Source organism: Tenacibaculum aquaeponti (assembly GCF_052084715.1).
Lineage (GTDB): Bacteria > Bacteroidota > Bacteroidia > Flavobacteriales > Flavobacteriaceae > Polaribacter.
Genome location: NZ_CP197288.1, coordinates 1,650,425 through 1,664,589, shown reverse-complemented (window position 1 = coordinate 1,664,589; position 14,165 = coordinate 1,650,425). Strand labels below are relative to the sequence as shown.

General features: G+C 31.3%; 12 protein-coding genes. 6 read left to right on the top strand and 6 right to left on the bottom strand.

Going from position 1 to position 14,165, the window contains the following annotated elements:
* Positions 1-44 precede the first annotated feature (44 nt).
* From ACSIGC_RS07355 to ACSIGC_RS07335, 5 genes are all read right to left on the bottom strand, one after another.
* Positions 45-404, bottom strand: a complete 360-nt coding sequence (locus ACSIGC_RS07355; RefSeq protein WP_442267484.1) for a hypothetical protein — start codon at positions 402-404, stop codon at positions 45-47.
* 30 nt (positions 405-434) lie between these two features.
* Positions 435-2,159 carry a NupC/NupG family nucleoside CNT transporter gene (locus ACSIGC_RS07350; RefSeq protein ID WP_442267483.1) on the bottom strand — a complete coding sequence of 575 codons (1,725 nt, stop codon included), beginning with the start codon at positions 2,157-2,159 and terminating at the stop codon, positions 435-437.
* A gap of 18 nt (positions 2,160-2,177) precedes the next feature.
* Complete coding sequence (locus ACSIGC_RS07345) at positions 2,178-2,786, bottom strand: bifunctional nuclease domain-containing protein (protein WP_442267482.1); 609 nt, start codon at positions 2,784-2,786, stop codon at positions 2,178-2,180.
* Positions 2,787-2,945: 159 nt separating this feature from the next.
* Positions 2,946-3,899 carry an electron transfer flavoprotein subunit alpha/FixB family protein gene (locus ACSIGC_RS07340; protein ID WP_442267481.1) on the bottom strand — a complete coding sequence of 318 codons (954 nt, stop codon included), beginning with the start codon at positions 3,897-3,899 and terminating at the stop codon, positions 2,946-2,948.
* Positions 3,900-3,969: 70 nt separating this feature from the next.
* Positions 3,970-4,710, bottom strand: a complete 741-nt coding sequence (locus tag ACSIGC_RS07335; protein WP_442267480.1) for an electron transfer flavoprotein subunit beta/FixA family protein — start codon at positions 4,708-4,710, stop codon at positions 3,970-3,972.
* A gap of 180 nt (positions 4,711-4,890) precedes the next feature.
* Between ACSIGC_RS07335 and ACSIGC_RS07330 the strand changes: the two genes are divergently transcribed.
* The 4 genes from ACSIGC_RS07330 to ACSIGC_RS07315 all read left to right on the top strand — a co-directional run bounded on the left by ACSIGC_RS07330 (position 4,891) and on the right by ACSIGC_RS07315 (position 11,558).
* Positions 4,891-5,871: a pyruvate dehydrogenase complex E1 component subunit beta gene (locus ACSIGC_RS07330; protein ID WP_442267479.1), complete on the top strand. Its 981-nt coding sequence runs from the start codon at positions 4,891-4,893 to the stop codon at positions 5,869-5,871.
* Between the two features lie 75 nt (positions 5,872-5,946).
* Positions 5,947-8,484, top strand: a complete 2,538-nt coding sequence (locus tag ACSIGC_RS07325) for a DUF5686 family protein (RefSeq protein WP_442267478.1) — start codon at positions 5,947-5,949, stop codon at positions 8,482-8,484.
* 96 nt (positions 8,485-8,580) lie between these two features.
* Positions 8,581-9,108 carry an inorganic diphosphatase gene (locus ACSIGC_RS07320; RefSeq protein ID WP_442267477.1) on the top strand — a complete coding sequence of 176 codons (528 nt, stop codon included), beginning with the start codon at positions 8,581-8,583 and terminating at the stop codon, positions 9,106-9,108.
* A gap of 110 nt (positions 9,109-9,218) precedes the next feature.
* The gene (locus tag ACSIGC_RS07315) at positions 9,219-11,558 is read left to right on the top strand and encodes a sodium-translocating pyrophosphatase (RefSeq protein WP_442267476.1); all 2,340 of its coding nucleotides are present in this window, start codon (positions 9,219-9,221) and stop codon (positions 11,556-11,558) included.
* Between the two features lie 119 nt (positions 11,559-11,677).
* Here ACSIGC_RS07315 and ACSIGC_RS07310 read toward each other — a convergent pair whose 3' ends face one another.
* Entirely contained in the window at positions 11,678-12,136 is a 459-nt protein-coding gene (locus ACSIGC_RS07310; protein ID WP_442267475.1) for an Lrp/AsnC family transcriptional regulator, read from the bottom strand.
* A 155-nt stretch (positions 12,137-12,291) separates the two neighbouring features.
* Here ACSIGC_RS07310 and ACSIGC_RS07305 point away from each other — a divergent pair, with 155 nt between their 5' ends.
* On the top strand, positions 12,292-13,491 hold the full coding sequence (locus ACSIGC_RS07305; protein WP_442267474.1) for an aminotransferase class I/II-fold pyridoxal phosphate-dependent enzyme: 1,200 nt from the start codon (positions 12,292-12,294) through the stop codon (positions 13,489-13,491).
* Between the two features lie 10 nt (positions 13,492-13,501).
* The gene (locus ACSIGC_RS07300) at positions 13,502-14,137 is read left to right on the top strand and encodes a MarC family protein (protein ID WP_442267473.1); all 636 of its coding nucleotides are present in this window, start codon (positions 13,502-13,504) and stop codon (positions 14,135-14,137) included.
* Positions 14,138-14,165 lie beyond the last annotated feature (28 nt).

The window sequence follows — 14,165 nt, the reverse complement described above, 5'->3', positions numbered from 1 at the left end:
TAACGATAATTACTTCTGAAAATTTTAAAAGAAAACTAACTATATTATATAAAAGCAATTATTGAAATGGCTCCAACAATTGAAGCTATTACTCCCATTTGAAGTATTAACATGGGAGTGATTTTAACTAGCTCTTTATCTTGATCTGAAATTTTTGCTTTAAAAAGGCGTGCAATTGTAAGTCCTACTGTAGTGTCAAATACACCGATAATAAAACAGCCGATAATTGCGCTAACAAAATTTCCTTGAAGTTTTAAATAGATCGCTATTATTCCATAAATAATAAATGAACCAAAAGCAAACCATACATATTCAAAGTTTAATACTCTAGATAGTACAGAGCAAATGATGTCATAAAAAATAATGACAGCAAATCCAATCAATATTATAAATAGTGATTCCAAACGAGGATTATAAAGGTTAATTTATTACGTTTATCCTATTATCATTCCTGCAATTGTTGCAGACATCAAAGAAGCAATAGTACCTCCAATTAAAGCTTTAATACCAAATTCAGATAGTGTTTTTCTTTGTCCAGGTGCAAGAGAGCCTATTCCACCAATTTGAATACCAATAGAAGCGAAATTTGCAAAACCACATAACATATATGTAGCCATTATAACAGATTTGTTATATGTTAAGTGTGTAGCGTTACTTGCATTTTTTAGTTCAGCTAATTGAATGTAACCGACAAATTCACTAGCCGCTAATTTTATACCTAATAATTGTCCCATTAAAGCAGTGTCTTCACTAGCAACACCAATTAACCACATTAAGGGAGCAAAAATATATCCCAGAATAAATTCAAGAGAAAAGTTTTCATAAGAAGTATTACCTGCAATCCACTCATTTAAACCAGTTATTCCTCCTAAAAGGTATAATCCGTGATTTAACATGGCTATAAAAGCTATAAAAACTAATAACATAGCGGCCACGTTCATCGCTAAATTTAAACCTTCAGTTGTTCCGTTTGCGATAGCATCTAAAATGTTAGAACCTATTTTTTCAGAAGATACTTTTACATCCGTATTAACTTCCTCTGTTTGTGGATATAAAATCTTAGAAATAATAATAGCTCCAGGCGCAGCCATTACAGAAGCTGCTAATAAATGTTTAGCATATAATAAACGTAAAGTTTCGTCATCACCTCCTAAGAAACCAATGTAAGCAGCTAAAACTGCTCCAGCTACAGTAGCCATTCCACCGATCATAACTAATAAAATTTCTGATCGGTTCATTTTCTCTAAATAAGCTTTTATTAATAAAGGGGCTTCTGTTTGTCCTAGAAAAATATTTCCAGCTACAGATAAGCTTTCTGCTCCTGATATTTTTAATACTTTAGAGAGTAACCAAGCTAATCCTTTTACAATCCATTGAATAACACCAAGGTAGAATAATAAAGAAGTTAAAGCTGAAAAGAATATTATTGTTGGTAATACCTGAAAGGCAAAAATAAATCCAAAAGAACTCATGTCAGATACTAATCCGCTAAATAGGAATTCACTACCAGCTCTCGTAAAGTCAAGCACTTTAACAAAAATAGCACCTACAAATTCGAAAGCTTTTTGTACGAAAGATACTTTTAAAACTCCTATTGCTATTATTAATTGAAAAGATAGACCTAAACTAACGGTTTTCCAATCAATAGCTTTACGATTAGAACTAAATAAAAAAGCGATAATAAGTAAAACAATCATACCTAATACTCCTCTCCATAAGCTATTCATAGAAAATCCTTGGCTAGGAATAATTTTACTTTCTTCATCTGTAGAAGTAAGATTTACAGTCTCTAGAGTTTGATTTGGTACTAAAGATTTGGTAGAAAAGTTATATAAAATATCTTTTTCAGAAATCGTTAGTATAGAGTCATTGTGTTTTACAATATTATAATAACGTACAGTATCTTTAGGTGTTTTATAATTAAAGATTAGTAAATTATTCTGATGGATATAGTTTCCATTGGCAACTAAACTATCTTTAGCTGTTAAAAAGTAAGTGAACTCACCATTATTTAATGTGAAATAATCATTTTCATTTATTTCAACTAATGATGTTCCAGAATTGTTTTCTATAGACTTGAACTTCCATGTTTTATTAATATTTTGCGAAAACAACGCAAAAGAAAACACACACAGAAGTAGTGTGATCAATTTTTTCATTCAAAGAATATTATGTTTTTATGAACGCTTGCTAATTTCGTCTCTTATTTTAGCAGCTAATTCGTAATCTTCATTATTTACAGCTTCTTGTAATTGTTCCTCTAATTCACTTAAAGAAAGGTCAGAAAAATCAGCTGTGCTTGTAAACTCAATTTCAGAAGTTAGTTCTATTTCACTAGTGTCATGTTCGTTTGCATCACCTAATTCTTCTTCAGACTTTAAATATATACCTGCTTTATCTAGTATGTTTTCGTAAGTGAAAATTGGTGCTTGAAAGCGTACAGCTAATGCAATAGCATCTGAGGTTCTGGTGTCAATGATTTCTTCTGTACCATCTCTTTCACAAATTAAACTAGAGAAAAAAACTCCATCAACTAATTTATGAATAATTATTTGTTTTACAGTTATGCTGAATCGTTCTGCAAAAGATTTAAATAAATCGTGTGTAAGTGGTCTTGGAGGTCGAATCTCTTTTTCTAATGCTATGGCAATTGATTGTGCTTCGAATGCTCCAATAATAATTGGTAAAGTTCTAGTTCCTTCCATTTCGCTAAGCACTAAAGCATAAGCTCCGCTCTGTGTTTGGCTATATGAAATTCCTTTAATAGTTAGTCTTACTAGGCTCATGTATCTATCTTCATACAAAAAAAGCGGTCTTTAATTAGACAGCCTTTAGGGTGCCACAATTTAATAAAAAATATGACTACGGAAAGATTAAATTTTAAAAAATAAAAACTCTAGAAAAACATTTGATTTCTAGAGTTTTTAAAAATGTATTTTAATGAATTAAGCTTGTTTAAAAGCTTTTAATTTTTCAATTAATTGTGGAACTACTTCAAAAGCATCTCCTACAATACCATAATCAGCAGCTTTAAAGAAAGGAGCTTCAGGGTCGTTATTAATAACTACTTTTACTTTAGAAGCATTAACTCCAGCTAAATGTTGAATAGCTCCAGAGATTCCGATAGCGATATATAAATTAGAGGCTACCGGTTTACCAGTTTGTCCAACGTGTTCGCTATGAGGTCTCCATCCTAAATCAGAAACTGGTTTAGAACAAGCAGTAGCAGCACCTAAAACATCAGCTAACTCTTCTACCATTCCCCAGTTTTCAGGTCCTTTTAAACCACGACCAGCTGATACTACAACATCAGCATCAGCAATAGTAACAGTTCCACTCGCTTTGTCAATAGAAACAGATGATACACCTAATTCAGGTAAAGTAGCGTCAAAACTTTCAGTAGCACCTGAAACTGAACTTTCATGAGCACCATAAGAGTTCTTAGCTACACCTATTACTTTTTTATCTGTTAATATTTCAGTGTTATTAAATCCTTTATTAGAAAAAGCTTTACGTTTAACAACAAATGAACTTGAAGTATCAGGTAAAGCAACTGCATTAGATGCATAACCAGCTTCTAATCCTACAGCTACTAATGGTGCAAGTGTTAAACCATCAACACTAGAATCTATTACAACAACATCTGAAGATTGTGCTTCAGCTACTTGTTTAACCACAGCTGCATAACCTTTAGCGTTAAATGAACTTAAATCGTTCTTAACCTCTATTACTTTATCTGCTCCGTAAGTATATAATTCACTTGCATCTCCACCGTTAATAGTTAAAGTTACAAGATTTGTTCCTAATTGTTCAGCTACTTTTTTTCCGTATGAAACAACTTCAAAAGCTGTTTTTTTAAATTTTCCTTCCGAAGAATCGGCAAAAACTAATACAGACATAATTTTTAATTTTTTAAGTTTTTAAATGGGTGTATGTTTCAACACCCATTAAAAAGATTTGATTTTAAATTTAAATTGCTTTAGCCTCGTTGTGTAAAAGATTAATTAAATCATCTACGTTATCAACTAATTTTACCTCTCCTTTAGGAGCAGGTTTCTCGAAATTCTTTGTGCTTGTAGAGGCATTGCTACCTGTTGCTTCAACAACATTTAAAGGCTTTTTACGAGCCATCATAATACCTCTCATGTTAGGTATTCTTAAATCTTTCTCTTCAACAATACCTTTTTGTCCTGCTACAACTAAAGGTAAAGTAGAGGTTACTTTCTCTTCTCCACCGTCAATCTCTCTTTCTAAAGTGGTATTGTTTCCATCAACTTCTATTCCTACACATCCGTTAACGAAATTGAAATCTAATAACGATGCTAACATACCAGGAACCATTTGTCCATTATAATCAGCAGATTCTTTTCCTGCTAATACTAAATCGAAACCTCCAGATTTTACAACTTCAGCTAATTCTTTAGCTACTAATAAACCATCAGTTGGTTCTACATTAACACGGATTGCCTCATCTGCTCCTATAGCTAATGCTTTACGTAAAGTAGGTTCAGTTTCTGGTCCTCCTACATTTACTACGGTTACAGACGCTCCTTGTTTTTCTTTAAACCACATTGCACGAGTTAAACTGAATTCATCATATGGGTTTATAACAAACTGAACTCCATTTTTGTCAAACTTAGTATCGTTATCAGTGAAGTTAATTTTTGAAGTGGTATCAGGTACATGACTGATACAAACTAATATTTTCATATGGATTGTTTTTTTGTACGCTTATTTTGTGCCACGAATTTACATATTTTTTTTGATTTATTATGCGTGCATAGTAAATTTTATTATTAAAATGTATACATTTTAACATAGTATTAATTTCTTTAGTAAAGAATTTCATACTTTTGCAAATCAATAAACAACAACTACTTAATAAAACACATGAAAACAGTTCAATTTAGAGAAGCAATCTGCGAAGCAATGAGTGAAGAGATGCGTCGTGATGAGAGCATCTATTTAATGGGGGAGGAAGTAGCAGAATATAATGGAGCTTACAAAGCAAGTAAAGGAATGCTAGATGAATTTGGCGCTAAGAGAGTCATAGACACTCCTATTGCAGAATTAGGATTCGGTGGTATTGCTGTAGGTTCTGCGATGAATGGGAACAGGCCTATTGTAGAATATATGACATTTAATTTCTCTTTAGTTGGAATTGATCAAATAATCAATAATGCGGCGAAGATTCGTCAAATGAGTGGAGGTCAGTTTAATTGTCCTATTGTATTTAGAGGACCAACTGCATCTGCAGGTCAATTAGCAGCTACGCATTCACAAGCTTTTGAAAGTTGGTATGCTAACTGTCCAGGATTAAAAGTAATTGTACCATCTAACCCATATGATGCAAAAGGTTTATTAAAAGCTGCTATTAGAGATGATGATCCGGTAATTTTCATGGAATCTGAGCAGATGTATGGAGATAAAATGGAAATTCCTGAAGGAGAATATGTTTTACCAATTGGAGTTGCAGATATTAAAAGAGAAGGTACTGATGTAACTGTTGTTTCTTTTGGGAAAATAATAAAAGAAGCATATAAAGCAGCAGATCAATTAGCAGAAGAAGGAATTTCTGTAGAAGTAATTGATTTGAGAACTGTACGACCAATGGATCACAAAACGATCTTAGAATCGGTTAAAAAAACTAATAGATTAGTAATTTTAGAAGAAGCATGGCCTTTTGGAAGTGTATCTTCCGAAATTACATTCAGAGTACAAGATGAGGCATTTGATTATTTAGATGCTCCAATTAAGAGAATTACAACAGCAGATACACCTGCTCCGTATTCTCCTGTATTATTAGAGAAGTGGTTGCCTAACTCGGGGGATGTTGTGCAGGCAGTTAAAGAAGTATTATACATAAAATAATAATAAACTATATTACAGTTAATTAAATCCTTTCAATACTTAGTGTTGAAAGGATTTTGATGTGTAAAAAAGCCTATGAGATTTAAGTTTTTTATACTATCTATTTTGTTTGGAATAGTCGCAAATGCACAATTGATAGTGAAAGGAAAAGTAGTAGATGAGTTTAATAATCCTATGCCGTTTGTAAATGTATATATTCAAGGTACAACAACAGGAACTACTACCGATGATGAAGGAAGATTTGCTTTTCAAACTAAGAAAAGAAAAGGGGTGTTAGAAATATCTTTTGTAGGTTTTCAAACTCAAACTATTACAATTACTTCTAAAACAAAATATTTAAACATTGTTTTAAAAGAAGGTTCAGATGTTTTAGACGAAGTAATCTTGGTGACTCGTCCTAAAAAGAGATTAAAGAAAAAGGAAAATCCAGCTTATAGGATTTTAAAAGAAGTATGGAAGCGTAAACGACAAAATGGTATTGATTTAGTTGATCATTATCAATATAAAAAGCATACAACCATTGAAATAGGGTTAAATAATTTAGATACGGCTTTTATTAAGCAAATCTTTAAAAAAGATTATGATCAGACGATAAAAGAAGTTGAGTATGATACGGATGGTATTAATTATTATATTCCTATATATATAAATGAACAGATAGCTAAGGTTTATGGTAATAATGAAAGTAATGATGAGCGTGAAGATATAGAAGCTGAAAAATCTGAAGGTTTAGGAGCTCAAGGTTTTGTTTTTGATCGTATGTCTAGAACATTTCAAAATATAGATGTTTTTAAAAATAATATTACTTTATTAAGAAAATCATTTGTAAGTCCGTTATCTACAGATGGTTTTGCTACTTACGATTATGTTTTATACGATAGTGTTGTACAAAATAATACAAAGTTATATAACATATATTTCTTTCCAATTCGAGATCAAGATTTAGCTTTTAAAGGGAATTTTTGGGTTGCTGATAAAGCTTTTACACTTAAAAAGCTTCGAATGGAAGTAGTTAAAGGAGCGAATTTAAATTTTGTAAGAGGATTAACTTTTGAGAAAGAGTTTGAAGTAAGAAATGATAGTATATATATTCCTACAAAAAATGCATATGAGGGCGATTTTACCTTTTTAGATAAAAATGAAGCAAATAAAGGTTTAACGATAAAAAAAACTATAAACTATAGTAATTACGTTTTAGATAAACCACTGGCAGATGAGTTTTATAAAAATCAAATCCAAAAAATTAGACCAGATCAATATTTTCGTTCTGATGAATATTGGAACAAACAGAATATTGAAGATAATAAAAGTACATATAAATTAATAAGTTCAGTTAAAGGTAAAAAACAAATAAAGAGATTAACTGGCTTCATCAACACAATTTCAAGTGGTTATATAAATATGCCATTTTTTAATATGCAAGCTGGGCCTTTTTGGACAGCTTTTGCAAGTAATGAAGTTGAAGGTTTTAGAACTCGATTAGGTTTTAGAACTTTTAACACTAAAGATGATCGATTTAGATTATCTGGACATTTGGCGTATGGATTTCAAGATAAAGAATTAAAATATGGTTTAGAAGCGCAATATTTGTTGTCTTATGAACCTCGAATTTCAACTAGTGTTGCTTATCAAAATGATATTGAGCAATTAGGAAGTGCTTTACTAAATACCACACAATTATTAGGAAGAACTTTTGGTTCTACTGCATTATTTTCAAGAGGGAATAATTTCTTTTTATCTAAAGTTGAAAAATATGCAACAAATTTCGATTATGCAGTACATAATAATTTTCATGTCGGATTTAATTTTTCTCATTCTCGAATAGAGTCAGCTAGTCCTGAAAATTTTTCAGCTAGTTATTTGGATGATCTAGGAAATTTACAATCTAAAGTTGTAGATGTTGCTTCTGATATTTATGTAACTTTTACTCCAGGTCGTTTTGTTTACGGTTTGGGTGTAGAACAGCGTTTTGGAAGAAATGTTTTTCCATCTATAGTGTTGAATTACAGACATGGTTATAAAGGATTTTTGAATGGTACTCATGAGTATGATAAAATTCAAATAAAATATAATCAACCAATTTTATTAGGTAAATTTGGATTATTAGATACTACAATTGAAGGAGGGAAAATTTTTGGAACTGTTCCATCATCTTTATTAAGTGCAATTCCGGCTAATCAATCATTTTCATTGGTGCCTAATACTTTTTCATTATTAAACTATTATGATTTTGTAACTGATGAATATGTTTCTACACATTTTGAACATCATTTTAATGGCTTTATTTTAAATCGTATTCCATTACTTAGGAAATTAAAGTTAAGAAGTTTAGCTACTTTTAGAGCAGCATACGGAACAATTTCAGATGAAAATAAAGCAATTAATGACGGATTGCGTAATACTAGCGGAAATAGAACAGAAAATATCCTCTATAATGCACCAAACCAAGTGTATTATGAGTATGGTTTTGGTATAGAGAATATAGGTTATGGAAATTTACGTTTTCTTAGGATTGATGCGATTTGGAGAAGTGATTACACACCACCATCAAACAGTATAGCTGTACCTACACCAAAGTTTGCAATTAGAATAGGTATACGCCCTGATTTATAAAAGATTATTTAACCTAAAAATAACTTCTAAAATTCGTGCACAAACTGCATTTTATATGTAGTTTTGCTTTCCGATTTTTGAAACGAAGTAAAAGATATGACAGCAAAAGAGAAACAAACTGTTGATGTATTAATTGAAATACCAAAAGGAAGCAGAAATAAATACGAATACGATTTTGATTTAAAGAAAATACGTTTCGATAGAATGTTATTTTCATCAATGATGTATCCAGGGGATTACGGTTTTATACCAGAAACATTAGCTTTAGATGGAGATCCATTAGATGTACTAGTTTTAGGAGCTGAGCCATGTTTTCCAATGTGTATGATGGAAGTAAGACCAATTGGTGTTTTCCATATGGCAGATGAGAAAGGTCCAGATGAAAAAATCGTATGTGTGCCAATTTCAGATCCTATTTGGAACAAATACAAAGATATTTCAGATTTAAATCCTCATAGAAAAGAAGAAATTACACATTTTTTCCAGGTTTATAAAGATTTAGAAAAGAAACAAGTTGATGTTGGAGGATGGGGAAATGCTGATGAAGCATATACAATTCTTGATAAATGTATTGAGCGTTATGAGAACAGTGATCATAAGGCTAACGGAGATTTTAAAGTCTAGTCTTTATATTAAAAATAATTCAAGCTCATTACTTATGTAGTGAGCTTTTTTTATTTAGAGTTTGATTTTGTTATATTTAAGCCAATAAACTAATCAATTAATTAAATATTATGGAATCAAACACAGTGTTTTTACCAGTCATATTGGCTGTGGTAGGCTTGATTTTTATGTTCATTAAAATGTCTTGGGTTAAAAAACAAGATGCAGGTGATGAAAAAATGAAATCAATATCAAAAAGTATAAAAGAAGGAGCTTTAGCATTTTTAAATGCAGAATATAAGCTTCTTTTAATATTTTCGATAATAGCCTCAGTAGCACTTTTTATTATATCACAACTTGTTGATACTACACATTGGATTATCGTCGTAGCATTTATTATTGGAGCTATTTTTTCTGCTTTAGCGGGTAATATAGGTATGCGAATTGCGACTGATGCAAATGCAAGAACTACAGAAGCAGCAAAAACAAGTTTGCCTAAAGCCTTGCAGGTTTCTTTTGGAGGAGGAACTGTTATGGGACTTGGAGTAGCAGGATTAGCGGTTTTGGGTTTAAGTCTTTTCTTTTTCCTTTTCGTTAATATGTTTGTTACAGGTGAAGGTAGTTTTTATAAAGAAATGACAATAGCTTTAGAGGCTTTAGCAGGTTTTTCATTAGGAGCAGAAAGTATTGCTTTATTCGCAAGAGTAGGTGGAGGTATCTATACAAAAGCAGCAGATGTAGGAGCTGATTTAGTGGGGAAGGTTGAAGCTGGTATTCCAGAAGATGATCCTAGAAATCCTGCAACAATTGCAGATAATGTAGGAGATAATGTGGGAGATGTTGCAGGAATGGGAGCAGATTTATTTGGTAGTTATGTAGCTACAGTTTTAGCAGCAATGGTCCTAGGAAACTATGTAGTACGAGATATGTCTACAACTACACAGTTTACAGATGATTTTAATGGAATGGGACCTATTTTATTACCATTAGTAATTGCGGGTGTTGGTATCATAGCTTCTATTATTGGAACTTTCTTAGTAAAAATTAAAGATAATTCTGCAAAAGAAGCAGAAGTACAGAAAGCTTTAGATTTAGGAAATTGGGCATCTATATTTATTACTTTAGTCGCAAGTTGGTTCTTAATTAAATGGATGTTACCTGAAACATTAAAAATGAGTTTTTTTGGAGAAGGAATCCAAGAAATACCTTCTCGTCATGTATTTTATTCAGGAATGATTGGTTTAGCCGTAGGGGCTTTAATTTCTACAGTAACGGCATATTATACTAGTTTAGGTAAAAAACCAGTTTTAGATATAGTTCAAAACAGCTCTACAGGAGCAGCAACAAATATTATTGCTGGTTTAGCTGTAGGTATGAAATCTACTTTTTTATCGGTGATTTTATTTGCTGCCGCAATTTATGGATCTTATGCTTTAGCAGGTTTTTATGGTGTTGCTTTAGCTGCTTCAGCAATGATGGCGACTACAGCAATGCAATTAGCAATTGATGCTTTTGGTCCAATTGCAGATAATGCTGGAGGTGTTGCTGAAATGAGTGAATTAGAAGATCATGTTCGTGAGCGTACAGATATTTTAGATTCTGTAGGAAATACTACTGCAGCAGTAGGGAAAGGTTTTGCAATTGCTTCTGCAGCATTAACGGCTCTAGCTTTATTCGCAGCTTATGTTACGTTTACGGGAATAGATGGGATTAATATTTTTAAGGCAGATGTTTTAGCAATGCTATTTGTTGGTGGAATGATTCCTGTAATTTTTTCTGCGTTAGCAATGGAATCTGTTGGAAAAGCGGCGATGGAAATGGTACAAGAAGTGCGTCGCCAGTTTAAAGAAATTCCAGGAATTATGGAAGGAACTGGAACTCCAGATTATGCGAAGTGTGTTGATATTTCTACAAAAGCTGCATTGAAAGAAATGATTCTTCCTGGTTTAATAACAATTATTACTCCTATTATTATTGGTTTATTATTCGGAGCTGAGCCTTTAGGAGGTTACATGGCAGGAGTTTGTGTAAGTGGTGTAATGTGGGCAATTTTCCAGAATAATGCTGGAGGAGCTTGGGATAATGCAAAAAAGTCTTTTGAGGCTGGTGTAGAAATTAATGGAGAAATGACTTTTAAAGGTTCAGATGCACATAAAGCAGCGGTTACAGGAGATACAGTTGGAGATCCATTTAAAGATACTTCTGGACCGTCAATGAATATTTTAATTAAACTTACATGTTTAGTAGGTTTGGTTATTGCTCCAATTTTAGGCGGACATTCATCCGAATCTCATGCTCAAAATGAAGTTAGAAAAGAAATTAAAGTTAAAAAAGAAATCAAAGAAGATAAACAAGCTGTTGCAACAATAACTACTACAGTTGTTAAAGATGGTAAGAAAGAATCTGAAATAATTAAAGTTGAAGGAACAAAAGAAGAAGTAGAAAAAGAAATTAAAAAATATGAGAAATAACTTTATTCTTATAAGTTTTGAGTCGTCCTAAAATTGGTTGACAGATTTATAATTTTTTTTTAAAAAAAACCTTTGAAGTTAACTTCAAAGGTTTTTTGTTGTGTTTAAAATTAGGTGTTTTATATCGATATTTTAGAAGAATTCTTTATAGCTCCAATAGTAAAAGAGCTTTGTGTACTACCAATATGTTTTATAGATGTAAGTTTGTTTACCATAAATTCACGATATTCTTCCATGTCTTTTACATAAATTTTTAAAATATAATCGTAATCACCACTAATATGAAAACATTCGGCAACTTCATCTAATTTTAATATTTCACTTTCAAAAATTGATAAATATTCTCTAGAATGCTGGATTAGTTTTACTTGACAGAAAACCAAGAATGATTTGTCAATTTTTTTAGGATCAATTCTAGCTACATAGTTCGTTATAATTAGTTCTTTTTCTAGTTTTTTTATCCTTTCATATACAGCAGTAACAGATAAATTTAATAATAAAGAAAGTTTTTTATTTGTACGTTTACTATCTTCTTGTAATAGATTAATCAGTTTAATGTCGATATGATCTAATTTCATTTTGAAAAAATTTCTATAAATTTAAGATATTTCAAGGTATCTTAGATTATTTTGTTGTAATTATTGTTATTAAGTGAATTTTAATCTTAAATTTTTAAAAACTATTGAATATTGTTATGGTTTTGTTTTTTTTTGAGTAAATAAAAACAAACAACATGAAATTTAAACCAGCTAATAAAATTCAAGATTTACAATATTTCGGAGAATTTGGAGGAGTAAATCCGTCTATTTCAGATTCATCAACATATACGTTTCTTTCTGCAAAAACAATGTTCGATACATTCGAAGGAAATGCAGATGGATGTTATTTGTACTCAAGGCATACATCACCATCAAATTTATATTTAGGTGAAGCATTAGCAGAAATGGAAGGAACAGAAACTGCTACAGTAACAGCTTCTGGAATGGGAGCAATTACTCCAGTTTTATTGCAGTTATGTAGTGCAGGAGATCATGTAGTGTCGAGTAGAACTATTTATGGAGGTACATATGCATTCTTAAAGAATTTTACACCAAAATTAAATATTCAAACAACATTTGTAGATATCACTAAATTAGATGTTGTTGAAGCAGCTATTACAGATAACACTAAAGTTTTATACTGTGAAACAGTGAGTAATCCGTTGTTAGAAGTCGCAGATATAGAAGGTTTGGCAGCTTTAGCTAAAAAATATAATTTAAAGTTAGTGGTAGATAATACATTTTCACCATTATCAGTGTCACCAGCACAGTTAGGAGCAGACGTTGTAATTCACAGTTTAACTAAATTTATTAATGGATCTTCTGACACAGTAGGAGGAGTAATTTGTGGAACACAAGAGTTTATTGATAACTTAAGAAACGTAAATGATGGGGCTTGTATGTTACTAGGTTCTACTATGGACAGTTTAAGAGCTTCTTCAATATTAAAAAATTTAAGAACCTTACATATTCGTATTCAACAGCATAGCAAAAATGCAATGTATTTAGCGAATAAGTTTGAAGCAGACGGATTAAAAACTGTATATCCAGGATTAGCTTCCCATCCTTCTCATGAATTATTTTCTTCAATGTTAAATAAAGAATATGGTTTCGGAGGAATGTTAACTATAGATGTTGGTTCATTGGAAAAAGCAAATCAATTAATGGAATTAATGCAACATAAAAACTTAGGATACTTAGCCGTAAGTTTAGGTTTTTATAAAACATTATTCTCTGCTCCTGGAACATCAACATCTTCGGAAATCCCAGAAGACGAACAAGCAGAAATGGGCTTAACAGACGGATTAATTCGTTTCTCTATTGGTTTAGATAATGACATCGAAAGAACTTATCAAATGATGTCTGAGTGTATGAAAGAAGTAGGGGTTCTATAAGTTGATATAAATGAATGAAGTAGTGTCTTTTGGTATTTTATCTTTTACATCATTTTTTACATTGATAAATCCTTTGGGTACAATGCCTATTTTTATGACTATGACTGCAGATTTAGATTCTATTCATAGAACTAAAACAGCACAAAAAGCATCAGTTGTAAGCTTTGTAACGATTATCATTTTTGCTTTTTCTGGTCAGTTATTATTTAATTTTTTTGGAATCTCAGTTAATAGTTTTAGAGTTGTAGGAGGTGTGATTTTCTTTTTAATGGGAATGGATATGTTACAAGCTAGATTAGGAAAAGTTAAATTGAAAGATTCAGAAGTGAAATCCTATGTAAATGACATCTCTGTTACTCCTTTAGCTATTCCAATGATTTGCGGTCCAGGAGCGTTAACAAATGCTATTGTAATGATGGAAGATGCTAATTCATTGAATAAGAAAATAGTTTTAATTATTGCTGTTTTTGTAGTGCTAATTATAACTTATATAATACTTTATAGTTCTTCAAGAATAATTAAAATTCTAGGAGAAACAGGTATTAATGTAATGATGAGACTTATGGGATTAATAGTAATGGTTATTGCTGTTGAATTCTTTTTTAGCGGTTTAAAACCAATACTTCTAGATATTTTGAACTCTTAATAGGAAAAACTCGCTTAATGCGAGTTTT

Coding starts and splice junctions, on each gene's coding strand:
- ACSIGC_RS07340 (WP_442267481.1), bottom strand. CDS start 3,899: ATGTCTGTATTAGTTTTTGCCGATTCTTCGGAAGGAAAATTTAAAAAA.
- ACSIGC_RS07345 (WP_442267482.1), bottom strand. CDS start 2,786: ATGAGCCTAGTAAGACTAACTATTAAAGGAATTTCATATAGCCAAACA.
- ACSIGC_RS07310 (WP_442267475.1), bottom strand. CDS start 12,136: ATGAAATTAGATCATATCGACATTAAACTGATTAATCTATTACAAGAA.
- ACSIGC_RS07330 (WP_442267479.1), top strand. CDS start 4,891: ATGAAAACAGTTCAATTTAGAGAAGCAATCTGCGAAGCAATGAGTGAA.
- ACSIGC_RS07305 (WP_442267474.1), top strand. CDS start 12,292: ATGAAATTTAAACCAGCTAATAAAATTCAAGATTTACAATATTTCGGA.
- ACSIGC_RS07350 (WP_442267483.1), bottom strand. CDS start 2,159: ATGAAAAAATTGATCACACTACTTCTGTGTGTGTTTTCTTTTGCGTTG.
- ACSIGC_RS07335 (WP_442267480.1), bottom strand. CDS start 4,710: ATGAAAATATTAGTTTGTATCAGTCATGTACCTGATACCACTTCAAAA.
- ACSIGC_RS07320 (WP_442267477.1), top strand. CDS start 8,581: ATGACAGCAAAAGAGAAACAAACTGTTGATGTATTAATTGAAATACCA.
- ACSIGC_RS07300 (WP_442267473.1), top strand. CDS start 13,502: ATGAATGAAGTAGTGTCTTTTGGTATTTTATCTTTTACATCATTTTTT.
- ACSIGC_RS07325 (WP_442267478.1), top strand. CDS start 5,947: ATGAGATTTAAGTTTTTTATACTATCTATTTTGTTTGGAATAGTCGCA.
- ACSIGC_RS07315 (WP_442267476.1), top strand. CDS start 9,219: ATGGAATCAAACACAGTGTTTTTACCAGTCATATTGGCTGTGGTAGGC.